The organism is Sanguibacter sp. Leaf3, from assembly GCF_001425965.1.
Taxonomy (GTDB): Bacteria; Actinomycetota; Actinomycetes; order Actinomycetales; family Cellulomonadaceae; genus Sanguibacter; species Sanguibacter inulinus.
Window position 1 is genome coordinate 324,437 of sequence record NZ_LMRH01000004.1, and the last position, 23,145, is coordinate 347,581.

22 protein-coding genes are annotated in these 23,145 nt (G+C 69.0%); 20 read left to right on the forward strand and 2 right to left on the reverse strand.

Annotated elements, in window-relative coordinates; genetic code table 11:
* Positions 1-5 precede the first annotated feature (5 nt).
* The 17 genes from prfA to ASG53_RS18975 all read left to right on the forward strand — a co-directional run bounded on the left by prfA (position 6) and on the right by ASG53_RS18975 (position 14,931).
* Positions 6-1,091: a peptide chain release factor 1 gene (prfA, locus tag ASG53_RS18895; protein WP_056136946.1), complete on the forward strand. Its 1,086-nt coding sequence runs from the start codon at positions 6-8 to the stop codon at positions 1,089-1,091.
* 3 nt (positions 1,092-1,094) lie between these two features.
* Positions 1,095-2,033, forward strand: coding sequence for a peptide chain release factor N(5)-glutamine methyltransferase (gene prmC / locus ASG53_RS18900; protein WP_082544231.1), 939 nt, complete (start codon positions 1,095-1,097; stop codon positions 2,031-2,033).
* Complete coding sequence (locus ASG53_RS18905) at positions 2,030-2,878, forward strand: L-threonylcarbamoyladenylate synthase (protein WP_082544232.1); 849 nt, start codon at positions 2,030-2,032, stop codon at positions 2,876-2,878. Before prmC ends, ASG53_RS18905 begins: the two co-directional genes overlap by 4 nt.
* The gene (locus ASG53_RS18910; protein ID WP_056136947.1) at positions 2,875-4,002 is read left to right on the forward strand and encodes an MraY family glycosyltransferase; all 1,128 of its coding nucleotides are present in this window, start codon (positions 2,875-2,877) and stop codon (positions 4,000-4,002) included. The genes ASG53_RS18905 and ASG53_RS18910 overlap by 4 nt, the downstream gene beginning before the upstream one ends.
* Positions 3,999-4,472, forward strand: a complete 474-nt coding sequence (locus ASG53_RS18915; RefSeq protein ID WP_082544233.1) for a hypothetical protein — start codon at positions 3,999-4,001, stop codon at positions 4,470-4,472. Before ASG53_RS18910 ends, ASG53_RS18915 begins: the two co-directional genes overlap by 4 nt.
* Positions 4,473-4,556: 84 nt before the next feature.
* Entirely contained in the window at positions 4,557-5,441 is an 885-nt protein-coding gene (gene atpB, locus ASG53_RS18920; protein ID WP_056136949.1) for a F0F1 ATP synthase subunit A, read from the forward strand.
* Positions 5,442-5,534: 93 nt separating this feature from the next.
* Positions 5,535-5,810, forward strand: coding sequence for a F0F1 ATP synthase subunit C (gene atpE / locus ASG53_RS18925; RefSeq protein WP_056136951.1), 276 nt, complete (start codon positions 5,535-5,537; stop codon positions 5,808-5,810).
* The gene (locus ASG53_RS18930) at positions 5,810-6,391 is read left to right on the forward strand and encodes a F0F1 ATP synthase subunit B (RefSeq protein WP_056136953.1); all 582 of its coding nucleotides are present in this window, start codon (positions 5,810-5,812) and stop codon (positions 6,389-6,391) included. The genes atpE and ASG53_RS18930 overlap by 1 nt, the downstream gene beginning before the upstream one ends.
* On the forward strand, positions 6,391-7,206 hold the full coding sequence (locus ASG53_RS18935) for a F0F1 ATP synthase subunit delta (protein ID WP_056137178.1): 816 nt from the start codon (positions 6,391-6,393) through the stop codon (positions 7,204-7,206). The genes ASG53_RS18930 and ASG53_RS18935 overlap by 1 nt, the downstream gene beginning before the upstream one ends.
* Positions 7,207-7,296: 90 nt before the next feature.
* Positions 7,297-8,928 carry a F0F1 ATP synthase subunit alpha gene (atpA, locus tag ASG53_RS18940; RefSeq protein WP_056136954.1) on the forward strand — a complete coding sequence of 544 codons (1,632 nt, stop codon included), beginning with the start codon at positions 7,297-7,299 and terminating at the stop codon, positions 8,926-8,928.
* 3 nt (positions 8,929-8,931) lie between these two features.
* Positions 8,932-9,828, forward strand: coding sequence for a F0F1 ATP synthase subunit gamma (locus ASG53_RS18945; RefSeq protein ID WP_056136956.1), 897 nt, complete (start codon positions 8,932-8,934; stop codon positions 9,826-9,828).
* A gap of 100 nt (positions 9,829-9,928) precedes the next feature.
* Positions 9,929-11,410 (forward strand): F0F1 ATP synthase subunit beta, encoded by a 1,482-nt coding sequence (gene atpD / locus ASG53_RS18950; protein WP_056136958.1) that lies wholly within the window; start codon positions 9,929-9,931, stop codon positions 11,408-11,410.
* Between the two features lie 46 nt (positions 11,411-11,456).
* Positions 11,457-11,738, forward strand: a complete 282-nt coding sequence (locus ASG53_RS18955) for a F0F1 ATP synthase subunit epsilon (protein WP_056136960.1) — start codon at positions 11,457-11,459, stop codon at positions 11,736-11,738.
* A 27-nt stretch (positions 11,739-11,765) separates the two neighbouring features.
* Positions 11,766-12,191, forward strand: coding sequence for a DUF2550 domain-containing protein (locus ASG53_RS18960; RefSeq protein WP_056136962.1), 426 nt, complete (start codon positions 11,766-11,768; stop codon positions 12,189-12,191).
* A gap of 53 nt (positions 12,192-12,244) precedes the next feature.
* The gene (gene nucS / locus ASG53_RS18965; protein WP_056136964.1) at positions 12,245-12,940 is read left to right on the forward strand and encodes an endonuclease NucS; all 696 of its coding nucleotides are present in this window, start codon (positions 12,245-12,247) and stop codon (positions 12,938-12,940) included.
* 537 nt (positions 12,941-13,477) lie between these two features.
* On the forward strand, positions 13,478-13,846 hold the full coding sequence (locus tag ASG53_RS18970) for a hypothetical protein (RefSeq protein WP_156382897.1): 369 nt from the start codon (positions 13,478-13,480) through the stop codon (positions 13,844-13,846).
* A gap of 233 nt (positions 13,847-14,079) precedes the next feature.
* Complete coding sequence (locus tag ASG53_RS18975) at positions 14,080-14,931, forward strand: hypothetical protein (RefSeq protein WP_056136968.1); 852 nt, start codon at positions 14,080-14,082, stop codon at positions 14,929-14,931.
* Positions 14,932-15,010: 79 nt separating this feature from the next.
* Here the strand turns inward: ASG53_RS18975 and ASG53_RS18980 are convergent, their stop codons facing one another.
* Positions 15,011-17,998, reverse strand: coding sequence for a glycoside hydrolase family 3 C-terminal domain-containing protein (locus ASG53_RS18980; RefSeq protein ID WP_235534002.1), 2,988 nt, complete (start codon positions 17,996-17,998; stop codon positions 15,011-15,013).
* A gap of 285 nt (positions 17,999-18,283) precedes the next feature.
* Between ASG53_RS18980 and ASG53_RS18985 the strand changes: the two genes are divergently transcribed.
* From ASG53_RS18985 to ASG53_RS18995, 3 genes are read left to right on the forward strand one after another with little or no spacing between them, the layout of a single operon-like run.
* Complete coding sequence (locus ASG53_RS18985; protein WP_056136970.1) at positions 18,284-19,945, forward strand: extracellular solute-binding protein; 1,662 nt, start codon at positions 18,284-18,286, stop codon at positions 19,943-19,945.
* Positions 19,942-20,940, forward strand: a complete 999-nt coding sequence (locus ASG53_RS18990) for an ABC transporter permease (RefSeq protein WP_056136972.1) — start codon at positions 19,942-19,944, stop codon at positions 20,938-20,940. Before ASG53_RS18985 ends, ASG53_RS18990 begins: the two co-directional genes overlap by 4 nt.
* Complete coding sequence (locus tag ASG53_RS18995; protein WP_056136974.1) at positions 20,937-21,947, forward strand: carbohydrate ABC transporter permease; 1,011 nt, start codon at positions 20,937-20,939, stop codon at positions 21,945-21,947. Before ASG53_RS18990 ends, ASG53_RS18995 begins: the two co-directional genes overlap by 4 nt.
* On the opposite strand, the gene ASG53_RS19000 is transcribed toward ASG53_RS18995, so the two are convergent.
* Positions 21,937-22,965, reverse strand: a complete 1,029-nt coding sequence (locus ASG53_RS19000) for a LacI family DNA-binding transcriptional regulator (RefSeq protein WP_056136976.1) — start codon at positions 22,963-22,965, stop codon at positions 21,937-21,939. The genes ASG53_RS18995 and ASG53_RS19000 overlap by 11 nt on opposite strands.
* Positions 22,966-23,145 lie beyond the last annotated feature (180 nt).

The following is a 23,145-nucleotide window of genomic DNA, read 5'->3' on the forward strand; positions in this document are numbered from 1 at the left end:
CCCAGATGAGTGAGACCTTCGTGGCAGCCGAGCCGCTGATGGCCGAGCACGCAGAGATCGAGCAGCAGCTCGCGGACCCTGCGGTGCACGCCGACGCGGCCCGCGCCCGGACGCTCGGGCGTCGCTACGCCGAGCTCAACCAGGTGGTCGCCGCGTACCGCGGCTGGCGTTCCGCCGTCGACGACGCCGAAGCAGCGGCCGAGCTCGCCGCCGAGGAGCCCGCCTTCGCCGAAGAGCTCCCCGCGCTGACAGCCGCCGCGACCGACGCCGCGGAGAAGCTGCGCCGCGTGCTCATCCCGCGCGACCCCGACGACGGACGCGACGTGATCCTCGAGATCAAGGCAGGGGAGGGCGGCGAAGAGTCTGCGCTGTTCGCCGGCGACCTGCTCCGCATGTACCTGCGCTACGCCGAGCGGCGCGGCTGGAAGACCGAGATCATCGAGGCCACGGAGTCCGACCTCGGCGGCTACAAGGACGTCCAGGTCGCCGTGAAGGCGAAGGGCACCGTGGCACCCGAAGACGGCGCCTGGGCCAACCTCAAGTACGAGGGCGGCGTCCACCGCGTGCAGCGGGTCCCCGTGACCGAGTCGCAGGGCCGCATCCACACCTCCGCAGCAGGGGTCCTCGTGTTCCCCGAGGTCGAAGACGCCGGAGAGCTCGAGATCGACCAGAACGACCTGCGCATCGACGTCTACAGGTCGTCGGGCCCCGGCGGTCAGTCGGTCAACACGACCGACTCAGCCGTCCGCATCACCCACATCCCGACGGGGATCGTCGTGTCGATGCAGAACGAGAAGTCCCAGCTGCAGAACCGCGAGCAGGCCATGCGCGTGCTCCGCGCCAGGCTCCTGGCCGCGCGCCAGGAAGAAGAGGCCGCCGCGGCCAACGACATCCGTCGTTCCCAGGTGCGCACCGTCGACCGCTCCGAGCGCATCCGCACGTACAACTACCCGGAGAACCGGATCGCGGACCACCGCACGGGGTACAAGTCCTACAACCTCGACCAGGTGCTCGACGGCGACCTCGAGCCCGTGGTCCGCTCGGCCATCGAGGCAGACGAGGCCGCCCGCCTCGCCGCCGCCGGCAGCTGAGACGTGGCCGAGGTGACCCTCGCGACGCTCGACGTGTCGCAGACCGCCGACGTGCTGGTCCGTGCCGTGGCCCGTGAGCTCGCCGCTGCAGGGATCGAGACGCCCCGCGTCGACGCCGAGATCCTCGTCGCCCACGCGGCCGGCGTGTCCCGTGGCGACCTCCAGCACGCGGCCCTGCTGGGCCGGGCCGTGCTCGCCGACCAGGAGCAGGTCGACCGCCTCCGCAGCCTCGCGACCTCCCGCGCGGAGCGGTTGCCGCTCCAGCACCTGACCGGTACGGCTCCGTTCCGCCACGTCGAGCTCGAGGTCGGGCCCGGTGTGTTCGTCCCGAGGCCCGAGACCGAGGTCGTCGCGCAGGTGGCCGTCGACGAGGCGCTGCGCGTGGTCGCCGAGCGCGGGAGCGTCGTCGTGGTCGACCTCTGCACGGGGTCGGGCGCGATCGCCGTCGCGATCGCCCAGGAGGTGCCGCGGGCGCAGGTGCACGCCGTCGAGCTCGACGCCGCCGCCCACGCCTGGGCCCTGCGCAACGTCGAGAGGCTCGCGCCGGGTGTCACGCTCGTCCGTGGGGACGCACGGACCGCGCTGTCCGCGCTCGACGGCCGCTGCGACGTGGTCGTGTCCAACCCGCCGTACGTGCCGACGGGCGCTGTGCCCAAGGACCGCGAGGTCGCCGAGCACGACCCTGCTGTCGCGCTCTACGGGCTCGGTGCGGACGGCCTCGAGGTGCCTCGCGGCGTCACCCGAGCGGCCGCACGTCTGCTGGTCCCGGGCGGGCTGTACGTGATGGAGCACGCCGAGGTGCAGGACGCAGGTGCCCGCCAGATGGTCGACGCGACGGGTGACTTCGAGGGGATCCACACCCGTCCCGACCTCACAGGACGTCACCGGATGGTCGTGGCTCGTCGAAGCAGCGCGAGGATCGTGGAAGACTCGTCGTCGTGAGTACGTCCGCGATCCGCCCTGCACACGACCCGTCCACCTGGGGCCCGTCCCTCGACGAGGCCGTCAACACCGTCCAGGCGGGGGGCCTCGTCGTCCTCCCCACCGACACCGTCTACGGCATCGGGGCAGACGCCTTCGACGCCGACGCCGTCGCCGCGCTGCTCGCGGCCAAGGGGCGCGGCCGGCAGATGCCGCCGCCCGTCCTCGTCGGCTCGGTCGCGACTCTCGACGGTCTCGCGACCGACGTGCCCGACGGCGCGCGCGCCCTCGCGGCCAGGTTCTGGCCCGGAGCGCTCACCCTGATCCTCACCGCCCAGCCGTCCCTCGCCTGGGACCTCGGCGACACGCACGGCACCGTCGCGCTGCGCATGCCCGACCACCCCACGGCCCTCGCGCTGCTCGCGCGGACCGGACCGATGGCCGTCTCGAGCGCCAACCGCACCGGGAACCCTGCCGCCACGACGGCCGCCGACGCGCACGAGCAGCTGGGTGCCTCGGTCCGCACCTACCTCGACGCGGGCGAGGCCCCCGGCGGGGTCGCGTCGACGATCGTCGACGCGACGGGGGAGACCCTCCGGGTCGTCCGCGCCGGGGCGATCTCCCTCGAGGAGCTCCGGACGGTCACGGCTGTCGAGGACATCCTCCCGCCCGAGCCCGAACCCGAGGGCGCGCCCGAGGGCGCGCCGGAGCCTGACCCTGAGCCTGAGAGCGCGCCTGATGCCTCCGACCAGGTCGCTGGTGCTCCCGCGCACTCCGAACCTGGAGAACCTGCTGAGCCCGGAGAGCGTGCCGAGGGTGTCGCGCCCCCGACCGACCCCGACCGGCCCGGTGGCGACGCCGGGTGAGGGTCTACCTGCTGGTCATGCTCGTCGCGGCAGCCGTCACGTACCTCGCGACCCCCTTCGCGCGCTGGCTCGCCGTCCGGACCAACGCCGTGACCGCCGTGCGCTCGCGCGACGTCCACACCATCCCGACCCCACGGCTGGGCGGCGTCGCGATGCTGCTCGGTCTGGGGGCAGCCTTCCTCTTCGCCTCTCAGATGCCCTTCCTAGAGGGTGTCTTCGAGGTCAACAACAACGCGTGGGTGATCCTCGGGGCCGGTGCGATCGTCTGCCTGCTCGGGGTCGCCGACGACATCTGGGACCTCGACTGGATGACCAAGCTCGCGGGTCAGGTGCTGGCCGCAGGTCTCATGGCGTGGCAAGGGGTCCAGCTCATCACCGTGCCGATCGGCGGTCTGACGATCGGGTCGAGCCGGATGTCGCTCTTCGTCACCGTGATCTCGGTCGTCGTCGCGATGAACGCCGTGAACTTCGTCGACGGTCTCGACGGTCTCGCAGCCGGCATGATCGCGATCGGCGGGGCCGGGTTCTTCGTCTACACCTATCTGCTGACCCTCGAGTCGAGCCCCGGGGACTACTCCAACCTCGCGACGGTGATCCTGTCTGCCCTGGTGGGGGTCTGTCTGGGCTTCCTGCCGCACAACTTCCACCCGTCGAAGATCTTCATGGGTGACTCAGGCTCGATGCTCCTGGGCCTGACCATCGCCGCCGCCGCGATCGTCGTGACGGGACAGATCGACCCCGAGCAGGCCTCCGACCGTCAGCAGATCCCCGCGTTCATCCCGATCCTGCTGCCCGCAGCGGTGCTCATGCTGCCGCTGCTCGACATGGGTCTGGCTGTCGTCCGCAGGGTCCTGGCGGGAAAGTCGCCGTTCCACCCGGACCGCATGCACCTGCACCACAGGCTCCTGCAGCTCGGCCACTCGCACCCCCGCGCCGTCGTCATCATGTACCTGTGGAGCGCGGTCTTCGCCTTCGGTACCGCGGCGCTCGTCGTCGTGCCCTGGCAGACCGTCCTGGCCGGCCTGGGCGTCGCCGTCGTCGTCTCGATCATCCTCACGCTGGGCCCGCTCCGCGGCCGCGAGCGTGGGGCCCGCCACGTCTCCCCCGGAGGACACCACGCATGAGCACCCCCGAGCCCACCCACGACGTCGAGCCTGGTGAGGGCGCCTCGGAGCTCCCCTACGTGCCCGAGCATGTGAGCAAGGAGATCTTCAGGTCGGCGCTGCGCGCGACCCTCGCGCTTCTCGTCGGCCTCGCCGTGCTGGGGGTCGGCATCGGATATCTGGTGTCCGGTACGCCCGGTGTGTGGGCGGCGGCACTCGGCGTCGGCATCGCCCTGCTCTTCTCCGGGTCGACGATCGCGTCGATGCTCTACACCGCCGACAAGAGCCCGAACACGATGATGGCGGTCCTCATGGGGGTGTGGATCGCCAAGATGGTCGTGCTCGTGGTCATCCTCGCGCTGCTCGGGCAGGCTGACTTCTACGACCGCGTGGTGTTCGCCGTGGTCGTGCTCGTGGGCGTGGTCGGTTCGGCCGGTCTGGACATGTATTCGGTCGTCAAGGGACGTCAGCCCTACGTGTCACCCAGATAGGGTGCTTTAGTCGATTGGTCGTGATGGTTCTGGCAAGATCCAGTCTTCGTCACGCAACGGTGTGGGTTAGGATTCCTCTGATCCATGACGGACAGGTCCATCGACGCGCGCCTGCGAGGTAGTCGGCGACGAGGCCATGAACACCGGGAGTTTGCTCTGTCCACCATCGCCCCGATCGTGCTTCTCAGCGCCTCCGGTGAGAGCGGGGAGTTCCACCCCCCGTCGATCTCTGAGTTCTTCCCCTCTGCGATCTTCTTCGAGGGGTCCCTCTTCGAGTTCAACCGGATCATGCTCGTGCGCGTCATCGCCGCGATCGTGCTCATCGCGCTCTTCGTCGTCGCTGCGCGCCGCGCGAAGCTCGTCCCCGGCCGCGGCCAGAACATCGCCGAGATGGGTCTGGACTTCGTCCGGGTCTCCATCGCGGACGAGATCCTGGGCCACAACGCCCGTCGGTACCTGCCGATGCTCACGACGATCTTCTTCGCGATCCTCGCCTTCAACATCACCGGCGTGATCCCGCTCCTCAACATCGGCAGCACGGCCCTCATCGGCCTGCCGCTGCTCCTGGCAGCCTGGGTCTACGTCGTCTACCTGGCCTCCGGCATCCAGAAGTTCGGGCTGCTCGGCTACCTCAAGACGAGCCTCTTCCCGCCCGGCGTGCCGTGGTTCCTCTACTTCCTCATCACGCCGATCGAGATCCTCCAGGTCTTCGTCTTCCGCCCGGTCACGCTCGCCCTGCGTCTCGCGGCGAACATGATCGCCGGTCACCTGCTGCTCGTCCTGTGCTTCAGCGCGACGCAGTTCTTCTTCTTCGAGGCTGCCGGAGCCCTCAAGGCCATGGGCGTCGTCTCGCTCGCCGCCGGCTTCGGCTTCACGCTCTTCGAGATGCTCGTCGCGGCCCTCCAGGCCTACGTCTTCACCCTGCTCGCAGCGGTGTACATCTCGATGTCCATCGAGGAGGAGCACTGACCTCACGGTCGGTCTCGACCCGAGGCTCGCGCCTCGTCGCGCTACGGCGCACCCGCACTTCCCTGACAACGCACCACGCGTAGCACGTCCCACATGACGCCCGGACGGGCGCCCAACGGAAGGAACACCCCAGTGGACACCACCACCACTCTCGCCGAGCTCACCGGAAACATCGCGACCATCGGTTACGGTCTCGGCACGCTCGGCCCGGGTATCGGTCTGGGTATCCTCATCGGCAAGACCGTCGAGGGCATGGCACGCCAGCCTGAGGTCGCCGGTCAGCTCCGCACCACCATGTTCATCGGTGTCGCCTTCGTCGAGCTGCTCGCTCTTCTCGGTATCGTCGCCGGCTTCCTCTTCACCGCGTGATGACAGCCCTCACCGCACCCGTGGCCGTCCTGGCCGCGACCGAGGGCGACGTCGACGGGATCCAGCTCTTCCTGCCCGCGGGGTACGACATCCTGTGGTCAGCAGTCGTCATGGTCGCGATCGGCCTGATGTTCTACAAGCTGGTCCTGCCGAAGTTCACGGAGATCCTCGACGAGCGCACCGCCAAGATCGAGGGTGGGCTCAGCAAGGCCGAGCACGCGCAGGCCGAGGCCGACGCGCTGCTCGCCGAGTACAAGGCCCAGCTCCAGGAAGCCCGCACCGACGCTGCTCGCATCCGCGAGGAAGCACGTGGCGAGGCCACCGCGATCGTCGCCGAGGCCAAGGCCAAGGCGTCCGAGGAGTCTGCTCGCATCTTCGAGACGGCTCAGCGTCAGATCGAGGCCGAGCGTCAGCAGGCAGCGACCTCGCTGCGCAACGACGTGGGTTCGCTCGCGACGGAGCTCGCCTCCAAGATCGTCGGCGAGTCCCTCGAAGACACCGCACGCCAGTCTCGTGTGGTCGACCGCTTCCTCGACGAGCTCGAGGCGACGGCCCTGACCACCGCACCTAAGGGGAAGTGATGCGCGGGACCAGCCAGTCGTCTCTCGACGCCGCTCAGGCCCGGCTCGCGCCGGTGCTCGCGGCAGCGGGGGAGCAGGCCTACACCATCGGTGACCAGATGTTCGCCGTGGTCGACGCACTCGACGCCTCCGGGGCGCTGCGCCGGTCTCTCGCAGACCCGTCACGTCCCGCGGCTGACAAGTCGGGGCTCGTGCGCAACCTCCTGTCGAGCGCGTTCGACCCGAAGACGGTCGACGCCCTCGCCGACCTCGTGGCAGACCGCTGGTCGCACGAGGCCGACCTCGTCGATGCTGTCGACATCCTCGGGATCGACGCGTACCTGGCCTCGGCCGAGGCACGCGGAGCCCTCGAGAAGGTCGAGCACGAGCTCTTCCAGATCACCCGTGGTCTGGTCGGGCAGCGCGAGGTCCGCCAGGCGCTCTCCGACAGCAGCACCGACCCGGCCCGCCGGGTCAAGCTCGTCGACGACCTGTTCGCCGGCAAGGCTGACCCGGTCACGCTGGCGATCTGCCGTCGTGCGACCGCTAAGCCTCGTGGCGAGCGCTTCGTCCCGGCTCTCGGCCGGGTCGGCGAGATCGCCGCGAAGCGTCGGTCGCGCAGGGTCGCCTCGGTGACCTCGGGCTCCGAGCTCAGCGCCGCCCAGCAGGACCGTCTCGCAGCGCTGCTCGAGTCGGCCTACGGCACAGCCGTCCAGCTCAACGTGACCGTCGACCCGGCGGTCGTCGGTGGGCTGCGGATCCAGATCGGGTCGGACGTCCTCGACTCGACGGTCCTCAGCCGTCTCGCGGCCGCACGACGGCAGCTGGCCTCTTGACCGAGACCAGCAGTCCCCGACCGGTCCACCGCGCCGGCACCACAGACATGCAAGTTCGACCGCACACGCGGCCACGACAGGAGAGAACCAATGGCTGAGCTGACGATCCGGCCCGACGAGATTCGGGCCGCGCTGGACAGCTTCGTGAAGTCCTACGAGCCCGAGACTGTCGTCACCGAGGAAGTGGGCCGGGTCGTCCTGGCTGGTGACGGCATCGCTCAGGTCGAGGGTCTTCCGGGAGCGATGGCCAACGAGCTGCTGCGCTTCGAGGACGGCACACTGGGCCTCGCGCTCAACCTCGACGTCCGCACCATCGGTGTGGTCATCCTCGGTGAGTTCACCGGGGTCGAAGAGGGACAGGTCGTCCGCCGCACCGGAGAGGTCCTCTCCGTCGCCGTCGGTGACGGGTACCTCGGTCGCGTCGTCGACCCGCTCGGCGCACCGATCGACGGCCTCGGCGAGATCGAGACCGTCGGACGCCGTGCCCTCGAGCTCCAGGCGCCCGGCGTCATGGCCCGCAAGTCGGTCCACGAGCCGCTGCAGACCGGCCTCAAGGCCATCGACGCGATGATCCCGATCGGCCGTGGCCAGCGTCAGCTGATCATCGGTGACCGCCAGACCGGCAAGACGGCGATCGCGATCGACACGATCATCAACCAGAAGGACAACTGGGAGACCGGCGACCCGTCGAAGCAGGTCCGCTGCATCTACGTCGCGATCGGCCAGAAGGGCTCGACCATCGCGGCCGTCCGCGGCGCCCTCGAAGAGGCCGGCGCGCTCGAGTACACGACGATCGTCGCTGCTCCGGCGTCCGACCCCGCAGGCTTCAAGTACCTCGCGCCGTACACCGGCTCGGCCATCGGCCAGCACTGGATGTACGAGGGCAAGCACGTCCTCATCGTCTTCGACGACCTGTCGAAGCAGGCTGAGGCGTACCGCGCCGTGTCGCTCCTCCTGCGTCGTCCGCCGGGCCGCGAGGCCTACCCGGGTGACGTCTTCTACCTGCACTCCCGTCTGCTCGAGCGCTGTGCCAAGCTCTCGGACGAGCTCGGTGCCGGCTCGATGACCGGTCTCCCGGTCATCGAGACCAAGGCGAACGACGTGTCGGCGTACATCCCGACCAACGTCATCTCGATCACCGACGGTCAGATCTTCCTCCAGTCCGACCTCTTCAACGCCGACCAGCGTCCTGCTGTCGACGTCGGCATCTCGGTCTCGCGAGTCGGTGGCTCCGCGCAGATCAAGGCCATGAAGAAGGTCTCGGGGACGCTCAAGCTCGACCTCGCGCAGTTCCGCTCGCTCGAGGCCTTCGCGATGTTCGCCTCCGACCTCGACCCCGCCTCGCGGGCTCAGCTCGCCCGTGGTGCGCGTCTGCTCGAGCTCCTCAAGCAGCCTCAGTACTCGCCGTACCCGGTCGAGGACCAGGTCGCGTCGATCTGGGCCGGCACGAAGGGCAAGCTCGACGACGTCCCCGTCGACGACGTGCGCCGCTTCGAGGCCGAGCTCATCGACCACCTGCGTCGCAACACCGAGGTGCTCACGACCATCAAGTCGACGGGCAAGCTCGAGGACGCGACCGAGGCGGCACTCACGGCTGCGGTCGACGAGTTCCGCAACGGCTTCCTCAAGGGTGACGGCTCGCCGCTCGTCGGCGGCGACGAGGAGAACGACGAGTCTGCTCAGGTCGAGCAGGAGCAGATCGTCCGGCAGAAGAAGGCCTGACGCGTGGCAGGCAACCAGCGCGTCTACAAGGCGCGGATCAAGTCGACGCAGTCGCTCAAGAAGATGTTCCGTGCCCAGGAGCTCATCGCGGCGTCGCGCATCGGCAAGGCTCGGGCGCGGGTGACCGCGGCTCAGCCGTACGCGACCGCGATCACGCGTGCCGTGTCGGCCGTCGCGACGCACTCGGACGTGAGGCACCCCCTCACGTCCGAGCGTCACGACACGAACCGTGCCGCGGTCCTGCTCATCGCGTCGGACCGCGGCATGGCCGGGGCCTACTCGGCGAGCGCGATCCGCGAGGCGGAGAGCCTCATCCAGCGTCTCACCGAGGCCGGCAAAGAGGTCTCGCTCTACGTGAGTGGACGTCGGGCACTGGCCTACTACCAGTTCCGCGGACGTGAGATCACGCAGTCGTGGACGGGTGGCTCTGACGCCCCCGACGCGGCCGAGGCCGAGCAGATCGCCGACACGCTCCTCGACGCGTTCCTCGCGCCGGCGGACGAGGGCGGCGTCGGCGAGCTGCACGTCGTGTACACGCAGTTCGTCAACATGGTGACCCAGCGTCCCCGGGTCATCAGGATGCTTCCTCTCGAGATCGTCGACGGTGTCGGCGAGGCCGGAGAGGCAGCGGTCCTGCCGCTGTACGACTTCGAGCCCTCACCCGAGGCCGTGCTCGACGGTCTGCTGCCGCGGTACGTCCGCAGCCGCATCTTCAGCTGCCTGCTCCAGGCTGCTGCGTCCGAGCTGGCCTCCCGCCAGCGCGCGATGCACACGGCCACGGAGAACGCAGAAGATCTCGTCCGCATGTACACGCGGCTCGCGAACCAGGCCCGTCAGGGAGAGATCACGCAGGAGATCAGCGAGATCGTCTCCGGTGCCGACGCCCTGGCAGCATCATGACGGCCGGGACGCACCTGGCCGTCGTCACCAGGACACCTGCACCACCACGAAGCACAGACCACGCCGGAGTCATCTCCGGCCCAGCGAAGCGAGGCCAGCAATGACCGCCACGTCCGTCGAAACCACGGCCGGTTCCCAGGCTGGACCCGGCGTGGGCCGTGTTGCCCGCGTCATCGGTCCGGTCGTCGACATCGAGTTCCCGGCCGACTCCATCCCCGACATGTACAACGCCCTGACGGTCGAGATCGACCTCTCGGCCCAGGGCGAGGGGGAGCAGTCCTTCACGCTCACCCTCGAGGTCGCCCAGCACCTCGGTGACTCCCTCATCCGCGCCATCGCGCTCAAGCCGACCGACGGCCTGGTCCGCGGAGCCGTCGTGACCGACACCGGTGCGCCCATCAGCGTCCCCGTCGGTGACGTCACCAAGGGCCACGTCTTCGACGTGACCGGCAACGTGCTCAACGCCAAGCCCGGTGAGCAGATCGAGGTGACCGAGCGCTGGCCGATCCACCGCAAGCCCCCGGCATTCGACCAGCTCGAGTCGAAGACCGCGATGTTCGAGACCGGCATCAAGGTCATCGACCTCCTCACCCCGTACGTCCAGGGTGGGAAGATCGGTCTCTTCGGTGGTGCAGGTGTCGGCAAGACCGTCCTGATCCAGGAGATGATCTACCGTGTGGCCAACAACCACAACGGTGTGTCCGTCTTCGCGGGTGTCGGCGAGCGTACCCGTGAGGGCAACGACCTCATCGAGGAGATGACCGACTCGGGCGTCATCAAGCAGACAGCCCTCGTCTTCGGCCAGATGGACGAGCCGCCGGGCACGCGTCTTCGCGTGGCCCTGTCTGCTCTGACGATGGCGGAGTACTTCCGCGACGTGCAGAAGCAGGACGTGCTGCTCTTCATCGACAACATCTTCCGCTTCACGCAGGCCGGTTCTGAGGTCTCCACGCTGCTCGGCCGCATGCCGTCCGCCGTGGGCTACCAGCCGAACCTCGCCGACGAGATGGGTCAGCTGCAGGAGCGCATCACCTCGACGCGTGGTCACTCGATCACGTCGCTCCAGGCGATCTACGTCCCTGCTGACGACTACACCGACCCGGCGCCGGCGACCACCTTCGCGCACCTCGACGCGACGACCGAGCTCTCCCGCGAGATCGCGTCGCGTGGTCTGTACCCGGCCGTCGACCCGCTCGCCTCGTCGTCGCGCATCCTCGACCCCCGCTATGTGGGTCAGGCGCACTACGACACCGCGACGCGCGTCAAGCAGATCCTCCAGCGCAACAAGGAGCTGCAGGACATCATCGCGATCCTCGGTGTCGACGAGCTCTCCGAAGAGGACAAGACTGTCGTGTCGCGTGCGCGCCGCATCCAGCAGTTCCTCTCGCAGAACACGTACATGGCCGAGCAGTTCACCAACGTGCCCGGCTCGACGGTCCCCCTCACGGAGACCATCGAGGCGTTCTCGAAGATCGCCGACGGAGAGTTCGACCACATCTCCGAGCAGGCCTTCTTCAACATCGGTGGGCTCGAGGACCTCGAGCGCAACTGGGCGCGGATCCAGAAGGAGTACGGCGTCTGACGCTGTGCTCGCCTGACCGGACCGCACTGAACGCAAGGAGTAGAACGTGGCACAGCTCGAGGTCGACCTCGTCGCAGCAGACCGCAAGGTCTGGTCCGGCGCGGCCAAGCAGGTCAGCGCACCCGCGGCCGACGGTGAGATCGGTATCCTCGCCGGCCACACCCCGTTGCTGTCCGTCCTGCGGGACGGCGTCGTGCGGGTGACCGCTGTCGACGGCGACGACGTCACGGTCGGGATCTCCGGGGGCTTCCTCTCGGTCGACTCCGACACCGTGACCGTGGTCGTGGACGCGACGGACCTGGACGTCTCCATCGGCGCGAAGCGCTGACGGCAGGCACAGGGAACTGACGGAGCCGTGACAACACTGTGGGTCGTCCTGGCGGGGCTGCTGGTAGCAGCCGTGCTGGGAGTGGCCCTGGTGTTCTCACGGCTCCGTGCTCTTTCTGGGCACATCGGGTCCTTCTCGGCCTCGCTGCGCCTGAGGACGGACGACGTGGCTGGTGGGCCGTGGAGCTCAGGCTTCGGGGTGTACCGCGCGGACAGGCTCGTCTGGTGGCGCGCGCGGTCCCTGTGGCCCGCCCCCAAGCACGAGTGGCTGCGTGACGACCTCATCGTGACAGGCCGCGTACCGCTCGACCAGGCCGGCCAGCCGGACCACTACCTGGTCCAGTGCCGGTACCGTGAGATGGTCTTCGACCTCAGCATGTCGAGGGACGCGTACTCCGGGCTGGCCTCGTGGATCGAGGCAGCCCCACCGAACATCCGCCACTACGTCGTCTGAGCAGGCTGAAGCGCCTGGCTCGGACCCCCGCGATCCCGACCTAGGAGTCTGTTGTGCGTCTTGTCGTCGCCCGGTGCTCGGCCCACTACACGGGGAGGCTCTCGGCGCACCTGCCGCTCGCGACCCGGCTGCTCGTGGTCAAGGCCGACGGCAGCGTGCTGCTGCACTCCGACGGTGGCTCGTACAAGCCGCTCAACTGGATGAGCCCGCCCTGCTCCATGCTCGTCTCCGCGCCTGACGCCGAGGCCGCCGAGCGCGGCGTGAGCGAGGTCTGGGCCGTGCAGCACGCGAAGAGCGACGACAGGCTCGAGATCGAGCTGCACGAGATCATCCACGACTCCAAGCACGACCTGGGCATCGACCCCGGCCTCATCAAGGACGGCGTCGAGGCCCACCTCCAGGCCATGCTCGCCGCGCAGATCGAGCTGCTCGGCACCGGGCACTCGCTGGTCCGCCGGGAGTTCCCGACGGCTATCGGCCCCGTCGACATCTTGGCCCGTGACGCGTCGGGCGGCACAGTCGCCGTCGAGATCAAGCGCCGCGGGGACATCGACGGCGTCGAGCAGCTGACCCGCTACCTCGAGCTGCTCAACCGCGACCCGATGCTGCGCCCGGTCCGCGGTGTCTACGCAGCCCAGGAGATCAAGCCCCAGGCCCGCACCCTCGCGACAGACCGTGGCATCGCCTGCCTGGTCCTCGACTACGACGCCATGCGCGGCGTCGACGACGTGGACTCACGGCTGTTCTAACGAGAGTTGTCCCTTCTCAGAGCCCAGCGCAGGTCTAGCCTCCAGACGTTACTCAGCGTGCGGTTCCGACAGGACCACCGCTGATGTGGGCTCCTCTGACTACCCACATGCTTGGGGAAGAAGCCCATTTTAGCGCGCTTTCTACTCAAGATGCCTAGACAGCACCTTTCGGGATCTATTCGACGCTAGGTTCAATATGTCCGTCAGTCCTAGGCGAGGGGGAAACATGCGAGGTTCTACGAGGGTAATCGGAGCATTCACGGCGTCTGTTGTCTCGGCAGCGGGATTGGTAGTGTCGGCCCCGGCAGCCACGGCGGACTCGCGCTGCAACACCAACAGTCACACGCACGGTGTGTCGTTCTGGCAGCGCACGGACCATTACGTTGGCAAGTCGACCTTCTACAACCTTTTGACGAAGCGGGTCCAGACCATGTATCAGCACACGAACTCTGACGCGAAAGCGTGTTGAGGTTCGGGTCGGACAGCTGGGGGGCGCCCTCAAGCGGGGGCGCCCCCCGGCGTCGCGCCGTCGGAGCGGTGGCGGTCACCTTCGCCTGCCTGTTGCTTGCGGGGTGTGGCCCTAAGGGCGACGGGAGTGTGGCATCAGCGAGCACGCAGTCGGCTGACGCCGAGGATCCGACGGTGTTCCCTTTCGACCCGGAGTTCTCGCTCACCCGCGCGCAGCACGAGGAGATGCGGTCATGCATCGTGACGAAGCTCGGCACGTCGATCGAGAGCGAGGCCGACGAGGATCGTGCGGGTCGTGCCTTCGTCGTCTGTGCTCACGAGCTCGGCCACGACGACGCGTACTGGCCAGACGAGGACGCCCAGGCCAGAGAGATGCTCCGCAGCCTGACTGTCGACGAAGAGCCGTCATTCCTCGAGCAGCTTATCCCGTTCTCCTGATGCCCTCGACCCTCTGCCGCCACGGGCTGGCTGCGTACTGGGGAGGTGCTCTGCCGTCGTGCTGGGCGTCTCACCGCTCCAAGGAGCTATTCATGATGCACCGAGCGATGACTTGCACACTGAAGGTGGTCGTTGTCAGCGCCACACTCGCGGCTCTGATCGCGGGGTGCAGTCCACCTACTGACTCGTCAGCTCCCAGCTCGGCGACTGAGCCCGGAACGACCGACCGTCCCGTGCTCACGTCGAGTCCGCTCGATGACTACCTGCCGCTGACCGACGGCATGTCGGAGGAGGCGCGCGAGGTCACCCGCGTGGCCCAGGCGCTCATCGCGCAGTGCCTGAAGGACCAGGGCTTCGACTACGACGAGCCGTACCTCAGCGACCAGGCGATCCGCGACGGTGAAGGGCTGTCTCCGACCGAGTGGGCGGCTGCCTACGGTTTCGGTTTCGCGACGTCGGCCGGATCCGCTTCTGCTGCACCGGCGATCGAGCCGCGATCTCCGGCCGAGCAGCAGGCGTACCTCGAGGCCCTCTACGGGCCTGAACCCACCGACGTCGCAGAGGATGAGGGCCCTGTCTACGACTGGACCACCCAGGGATGCCTGGGCAGCGCCTACCACGAGGCGACGGGCGGGATCGATGCACTCTACGGTGACGCTGACCATGACCTGGTGCTCGGTGAGATCGACGCCCTCGCCGATGCCGTGCTCATCGACTCTCGGGTTCAGGACGTCGACCAGGCCTGGTCCGACTGCATGGCTGACGAGGGCTTCGCAGACCTGGCGAGCCCGGCGGCGGCCGCAGACCGCGCACTCCGCTGGTGGCAGGCCGTCGCGGGGGCGGAGTCGGAGGTCGACGGGACCGACGTGGCAGGCGAGTCGAGCGATGACCCGGCCGAACCGTCCTCGTCCGAGGACCCGGCCGATCGTGAGATAGCACTCGCCGTCGTCGACATCGAGTGTCAGCTGTCCGTCGGCCACGCCGCGACCGTCCAGCAGGTCCGGTGGCAGCACGAGCAGGAGCTCGTCGAGACCTACCCGCGCGAGCTGGCCGCCCTGCGCGACGCCGCAGGGTCGCTCTCCTGAGTCACACCGCGCACCGCATTGCGCCTTGCCCTGGACGCGCCGGTCGACGCTGTCCAGGGCGGTGCTGCGTCGGCAGGTCCTAGTCCCGAGGGCCGACGAGGCGCAGGTGGGCGATCCGCGCGGTGCCGCCGAGCCTCACGGTCAGGTCTCCGAGCCGTCGAGCCGACCCCGGCACGTGGACGACGACCTCCGTCCAGTCCTCGGTCCCCGGCGACAGGACGTACGGTCCTGGGCGGGTGCCGTCGGGTAGGACGAGCGAGACGTCCGCCCGTCCGCCGGACGAGCCCGGACCACCGGACCAGCACGCTGCGGACACCCGGATCTCCGTGACCCCGTCGAGGTCCATGCGCGAGTAGACCGCCTCACCGCTGCGCGACCCTCGACGAACCCCGAGTGCCGTGCCGTGGAGCGGGCTCTGGGGCACGAGGTCGAGGTCGCGCACGGTGTCGAAGGCGACCGCGGAGACTGAGTCGCCCCGCCCGAGCGACGGGGCCTGCGGTCCGACGACCTCGACTGCCACGACAGCCCTGACGTCGGCGCTCGACCTCCCGAGGTCCATCCGGTACGTGCCGGGCGCTGTCTGCCACCTGTCGTGATGAGCGTCCCAGGTGGCGAGCGAGGCTGGGTCGACGGTCACCTCGACCCGGCGTGACTCGCCGGGGGCGAGGACGACACGGCGATGCCCGCCGAGCCGTCGACGGCGGCCAGCAGGGTGCTGGTCGGGCAGCGAGACGTAGACCTGGACGAGCTCGTGCAGGGGACGGTCACCGGTGTTGGTCACCTGGACCGACACGTCGAAGGGGGCGACGTGACCGTCGACCACGACCTCGACGCTGCTCGGCGAGGTCGCGCCACCGTAGGAGGCTCCGGCGTAACCCAGACCGTGCCCGAAGGCGTAGAGCGGCGCTGTCTCGTCGTACCAGTACGTGCTCTTCGCTGACACGATGTCGTAGTCGAGGATGTCGCCGGCGTCGGCTGTGCTCGCCACCCAGGTCTGGGTCAGCCGGCCCGTCGGCTCGACGTCTCCGACCAGCACGTCCGTCAGGCCCGGTCCGAGCTCTTGGCCGGCGTGCGAGGACCACACGACGGCGGCGGCCTGCTCGGCGGCGTCGCCCAGCGCGTAGGGATAGCTCGAGACGATGGTGAGCACAGCGCGGTCGTTCGCCTCGACGGCAGCACGCCAGATCTCCTGGGAGGCCCGGGGCAGGTCGAGGTCGGGGCGGTCTTCGGTCTCGCGGCCCAGGATGTGCGGGTCGTTGCCGACCGCGACGACCACGACGTCCGCAGCACCCGCGGCCTCGGCGACGGCCGCCTCGCCCGACCGGACTGTGCGCAGGTCGAAGCGCTCGGCGTCCTCGAGGGTCGTCGCGTCGGTGACCAGGGTCAGCGACCCGTGCTGCACGCGCAACCAGCGTCCGGAGCCGATGTGCTGGACGGACCACGCTCCGTCGGTGTGCCTGTGCAGCCGGAAGGTCTCCTGGGCGACCCATCCGCCGACCCGGCTCGCGTCGGCCCGGACGATCCAGGACCCGCCGCTGAGGAGGGCATCGGTCGCCGCGCTGCGCAGGGTGACGACGCCGTGCCCCCAGTCGGTCACGTCGAGCTGGGCGGTGAGGTCGCAGCGCTCGGCCGAGGCCGTGACGGTGCCGTCAGGCTCGCTGACCGAGAGATAGGTCCCGGTGCTGCGTGCCCGCAGCCCGATCCTGTCGGCGCCGTCGACCACCGTGACCTCTGCGTCAGACAGCCTGGCCGCGAGAGCGGAGCCGAGGTCGGACAGGTACGGGGGAGTGCCCGAGTACCAGTCGTGCAGGACTCGCCCGGCGAGCGGACCCACCACGGCGACCCGGCGCGGCGCGGCGCGGTCGGGTCCGAGCAGCGGGAGGATCCCGTCGTTGGCGAGCACCACGACCCCGGCGGCTGTCGCCTCGCGCGCGAGGGCTCGGTGCTCAGGGAGGTCGATAGCGTCCGCGGGGATCGACGCGTAGGGGTCGAGGTCAGGGTCGAGCTCGCCCGTGCGCAGGCGGAGCTCGAGCAGCCGCACGACAGACCTGTCGACGTCGTCCTCGGTGAGCAGGCCGGCCTCGAGCGCGGCAGTCACGTCACGAACGGTCGGGCCAGAGTCTGTGTCGTGGTCGGTGAAGGAGTCCACGCCGGCCAGCAGCGCCGCGGCGTGGGACTCGGCGCCGGAGGTGAAGTATCGCTCGCCCTCGACCAGGTTGCTCGGTGCCGCGGCGTCGGAGACCACGAGGAGCGACGCCGGTGTCCAGGACCTCAGCTCGTCGAGCAGCTCGCGGGCGACGTGGTTGGGGCGTCCGTCGACGAGGTTGTACGAGGGCATCACGGCGCCGACGACCCCCGCCTCGACGGGTCCGCGGTAGGCCGGGAGCTCGTACTCGTGCAGGACGCGGGGCCGGAGCTGGGAGCTGGTGACGGCGCGGTCGACCTCGTTGTTGTACGCGAGGAAGTGCTTGAGGGTAGGCACGGTCTTCCAGAAGGCGGGGTGGTCGCCGCGCAGACCTGAGCAGTAGGCGGTCGCGATCTCGGCCGTGAGCTCCGGGTCCTCGGAGTAGCCCTCTTCGTTGCGACCCCACAGAGGGTTCCGGAGCGGGTTGACGACCGGAGCCCACACGTTGAGGCTCACGGTCGGGTCGGCGGCGTGCTTGGCGCGCACCTCGGTCGCGACGGCGTCACCGACGCGGCGGACGAGGTCGGTGTCCCAGCTGGCCGCGAGCCCGACGGGCTGCGGGAACACCGTCGCGGTGCCGAGCCAGGACACACCGTGGAGCGCCTCGGTCCCGGTGCGGAACGCCGCGAGCCCGAGCCTGGGTATCGCTGGGACGGCCTGGTGGAGCGAGGCGACCTTCTCCGCGAGGGTCATCTGCCCCACGAGAGTGCGGGCGCGCCGCGCGAACGAGCTGTCCGAGGGGGCTGCGTCGGCGCCGGGGTCGCCATGCCCGGTGTTGCGCCCCGAGAGGGCTGGGCTCTCTGTGGGCGCTGTCGGTCCGGAGGGTCCGGCGGGGTGGGTCTCGGTCGTCGGCCTGACGTCGTCGTCTGCCTGGAGGTGCACTGTGGTGTCCTTCGGTCGAGGTGCAGACAGGGTAGCCCTCGAAACGGTTCGATGACCAGAGCTGCGTGGTCGAAGCGTCTCGACTACTGGCGACCAGCATCGTCTTCCGCCGGTTGACGCCAAAAACCGAGGCCCTGGAAGGTATCTCAGCGTCAGCTGCCAACTCTTGTCTGCGCCGTCGAACTGTCGTAAAGTCCCATCCGTCGAACCGCTTCGACGAAGATCAGACCTTGAGAACGCACATCGACGTGCCGCGAACCACACACCGTAGTGAAGGACGCCCTCATGAACACCAGAACCGATCGACGCCTCATGGACCTCCAGGTCAACCGGCGGTCCTTCCTCGGCATGCTGGCCGCAGGAGCGGCCGTCGTCGGGGTCCCGTCCCTGCTGTCCGGCTGTGGCGGCTCGTCTGCCGGTCCGACGACCGGCTATGTCGCGGCCGGCGCCGATGTCATCCCCACCTACGTGCCCATCGAGTACGCGAAGCCTGACTTCCCGAGTGTCAACGGCTCGACGCCGGGGTTCGCGACGCTGCCCGCCGAGCTGGTGCAGTCTGTCCCGACGCCGCCCGGCAAGGGCACGGCCTTCACGGCGATGACGCCGCTGTGGGGCACCATCCCACCGAAGTCCGGCAACCAGTACTACGCGGCCGTCGACGAGATGCTCGGGTCGACCATCGACTTCCAGATCACCGACGGCAACACCTACGGCGACAAGCTCGCGACGGTGCTCGCCTCGTCCCGCGACGTGCCGGACTGGGTCTGCGTCCCGACGTGGAACCTCCCGCCGCGATTCGGCAGCGAGATCGTCGGCAACGTCTTCCAGGACCTCACGCCCTACCTCGGCGGCGACAAGGTCAAGGACTACCCGAACCTCGCGAACATCCCGACGGACGCCTGGAGGTACTGCGTCTTCAACGGCAAGCTCTACGGCCTGCCGTTCCCGGGCGAGATCCTCACCGACGCGATCTTCTACCGCAAGGACGTCCTGGACGGTCTCGGTATCACCCCCGACGTCAAGAGCGCGCAGGACCTGCTCGACCTCGCCGTCGAGATCACCGACACGAACGCCGGCCGCTGGGGCACCGAAGACCTGTGGAACAGTGCGGCGATCATCTTCGCGGTCCCGCCCAAGTGGAAGCTCGACGACGCCGGAAAGCTGGTCCACAGGGTCGAGAGCGAGGAGTACCGCGCGGCCCTCGAGTGGAACGCGTCGGTCTTCGCCGCGGGTGTGGTCCACCCCGACGCCGTCGCCGACCAGAGCGGCGACGCGAAGCAGCGCTTCCAGTCCGGCAAGACGCTCATCGCCAACGACGGCCTCGGCTCGTGGCACGAGGCGCTGCGGGACAACCTCGCGAGCAACCCGGAGTTCTGGCAGCAGCCCTTCGCCCCCTTCGCAGGTGACGGCGGGACACCGGTCCTGTTCAAGGGCAACCCCGCCAACATCTTCTCCTTCCTCAAGAAGTCCGACGACGAGGCTCGGATCAAAGAGCTGCTCTCGCTCGCCGACGTCCTCGCGGCGCCCTTCGGCACGACGGAGTTCGACGTCGTCAACAACGGTGTCGAGGGAGTCCACTTCACGCGGGACGACCAGGGCATGCCCGTGCCGACCGACCTCGCGGCGACCGAGCTGCAGCCGACATACATCTTCCTGGTCGACGGTCCGATCGCGAACACCCGGGTGCAGTACCCCGGCTACGTCGAGGCCTCGTCGACCTGGCAGGCTGCGGCCTCCGAGTTCGTCACCGAGCCGGTGTTCTTCGGCCAGCAGATCTCCGAGCCGCAGCAGTACGCGTCGATCGCGCAGCCCTTCGTCGACCTCGAGAAGGACATCTCCCGCGGCCGGAAGTCGATCTCCGACCTCGACTCGGCGATCGCGACGTGGAAGTCGTCGGGCGGCGACGAGCTGCGGACCTTCTACCAGGACATCCTGGACAAGCAGTGACGGCCTCCGACGTGAAGGACGGGGCGCGCAGCGGAGCGGGAACCCCGGCCCCGCCCCCTGCGCGGACCCCGGTAGTCCAGCGCAAGATCGGCTGGCGCACCCGCCTGCGCCGCGACCGCTCGCTGCTCATCATGACGCTGCCGGCTGTCGGCCTGCTCGTCGTGTTCGCCTACATCCCGATGCTCGGCAACGTCATCGCGTGGCAGAACTACTCGCCGTACTCCGGGTTCATCAACAGCACCTGGGCCGGCTGGTCGAACTTCGAGAGGGTCTTCAGCAACCCGCTGTTCCTCAACGCCGTCGGCAACACGCTCACCATCACCGCCTTCCAGCTGGTGTTCTTCTTCCCGGTGCCGATCGTCCTGGCGCTGCTGCTCAACTCGGTCATCACACCCCGGATCCGCACGACGATCCAGTCGATCGTCTACCTGCCGCACTTCTTCTCGTGGGTGCTCGTGGTGACGCTGTTCCAGCAGATCTTCGGTGGGGCTGGCCTGATCAACCAGACGCTGCGGGCGCACGGTCACCAGGGCTTCGACCTCATGACCAACCCCGACACCTTCCTGCTGCTCATCACCATGCAGTCCGTGTGGAAGGACGCCGGCTGGGGGATCATCATCTTCCTCGCGGCGCTCAGCACGGTCTCGCCCGAGCTCTACGAGGCCTCGGCGGTCGACGGGGCGAGCCGGTGGCGACGCATGTGGCACATCACGCTGCCCGCGCTCAAGCCCGTCATCATCCTGCTGCTCATCCTGCGTCTCGGTGACGCGCTGACCGTCGGCTTCGAACAGCTCATCCTCCAGCGCGGGGCTGTCGGGGCAGAGGTCTCCGAGGTCATCGACACCTTCGTCTACTACCAAGGGGTCGTCTACGGCGACTGGAGCTTCGCCGCCGCGGCCGGTCTGGTCAAGGGGGTCGTCAGCCTCGGGCTGGTCCTCGGGGCCAACAAGCTGGCGCACGTCTTCGGAGAATCGGGAGTGTACAAGCGAGCATGAGCGGACAATCACCTGAGCTCTCGGCCTCCGTGGCCGTCCTGCCCTCCGACGTCGTCGACGACCGGCGTGGTTCTGGCCCGCCGGCCCCGCGCAAGAGACGCCGGTTCCAGTCCCAGCACCGTCCGGTGTGGGAAGAGTCACCGACCCCCGTCGGCGCGAGCCTGAAGTTCCTCACCCTCGCCGTGATGGTGCTCGTCGTGGTCTTCCCGCTGTACACCGTGGTGCTCACCAGCCTGTCGACGCAGGCCGAGACGCTGCGTGCCGGAGGTCTTGTCGTGGTCCCGGGGGAGATGACCCTCAACGCCTACAAGCAGATCCTCAGCGGAGGCATCGTCACGCGGGCGACGATCGTCAGCATCGGGATCACCGCTGTCGGCACGGTGATCTCGACGGTCGTCTCGATCCTCGCCGCCTACGGGCTGTCGCGGTCGAACTCCTTCGGGCACCGCCCGATCCTGTTCGTCTTCCTCATCACGATGTTCTTCGGCGCCGGGCTCATCCCGACGTACCTGCTCGTGAGCGAGCTCGGTCTCATCGACTCCTACTGGGCACTCATCCTGCCCGGCGCGGTGTCGGCCTTCAACGTGCTGATCCTGAGGAACTTCTTCATGGGGATCGAGCCGGCCATCCTCGACGCCGCGCGCATCGACGGTGCGGGCGACTGGCGCATCCTCGGGTCGCTCGTGCTGCCGATGTCCAAGGCCGCGACGGCTGTCGTCGCGCTGTTCTACGGGGTCGGGTACTGGAACGCGTTCTTCAACGCGATCCTCTACATCAACGACAACGAGAAGTGGCCGCTCCAGCTGGTCCTGCGGTCCTACGTCCTCCAGGGCGTGACGCTGCCCGGCAGCGGGACCGGCCAGGTCGACGTGGCCTCGGGCGCTGTGACGGGTCTGCCGATCCAGATGGCCGTGATGGTCCTGGCGATCGTGCCGATCTTGCTGGTCTACCCCTTCGTGCAGCGCCACTTCACCAAGGGCGTGATCTTCGGGGCGATCAAGGGCTGACGCGCTGGTCGGGCACGGCAGCCCGGTCGAGCACGCTGCCGCGGTCGACCACCCGAGGGGTGAGCAGCCGGGTCTCGGCGGGGTGGTCCTGGTCCAGACGGGCCATGACCATCTCGACCGCGACGGCGCCGATCGTGTGCGCAGGCAGGTCGATCGAGCTGAGCGGGACAGGCTGCGACTCGGCCACCTCGGGCGGGCACACCGCGAGGACGGAGACGTCCTGCGGTGTGCGCAGCCCGCGGTCGTGGAGCGCAGAGACGACGAACGGGAGGGCGACCTCGTTGTGGACCACCACGGCGGTGACATCAGGCACGGCGGCCAGCAGGGCGTCGACGGCGGCACGTGCGCCGCTCGGCGACGACTCGCACGCCACGTGCCCGGACTGCACCTCGAGCGACTGCGCCTCGCTGCGGAAGCCCCGCAAGATGCGCTCGGCGTACGAGGTGTGGCGCTCGAGCACGGCGGGCGGCGAGCCGACCAGGCCGACGGCCCTGTGCCCGCGGGCTGCGAGGTGGCGGACGGCGAGCCGGCCAGCGCCCTCGAAGTCCAGGTCGACGCAGCTCAGGCCTGCAGCCTCGTGCGGCAGGCCGATGAGCACGGTCGGCTGGCGCAGCGTCGCCAGCAGCGGGACGCGCGGGTCGTCGTCCTCGATGTCCATCACCACGAGGGCGTCGACCATCGAGCCGCTGGCCACCCTGTCGAGGCCTGCGGCGTCGTCCTGGGTCAGGAGCAGCACGTCGTGCTCGTAGGTCCGGGCGGCGGTGACCACGCCGGTGACGAACTGCATGATGACGCTCACGTCGACGTCGACCCGCAGCGGAGCCATGAGCGCGATGACCTGGGTGCGGCTCGAGGCGAGGGCCCGCGCACCGGCGTGCGGGCGGTAGCCGAGCTCGCGGATCGCCTTCTCGACGCGCAGCCGGGTCGGTGCCGAGATCGGTCGCTTGCCGCTCAGCACGTAGGACACGGTCGAGGTAGAGACACCGGCCGTACGGGCGACGTCGTCGATGGTGGCCACGGGGTGCTCCTCGGTCTGACGGGCCGCCTGGGCCCCGGGGCCGGGTGCCAGACGTGCGCTGCGCGCAGGCTCAGCGTAGGGGAGCGGGACCCTCGACGACAGTATTTCGACGGTTCTTCGCCCCGTCGTCCTCTGTCAGAACGTTGGCACGAGACAGAAGAGGGGGCAGCTGCGCAGTGG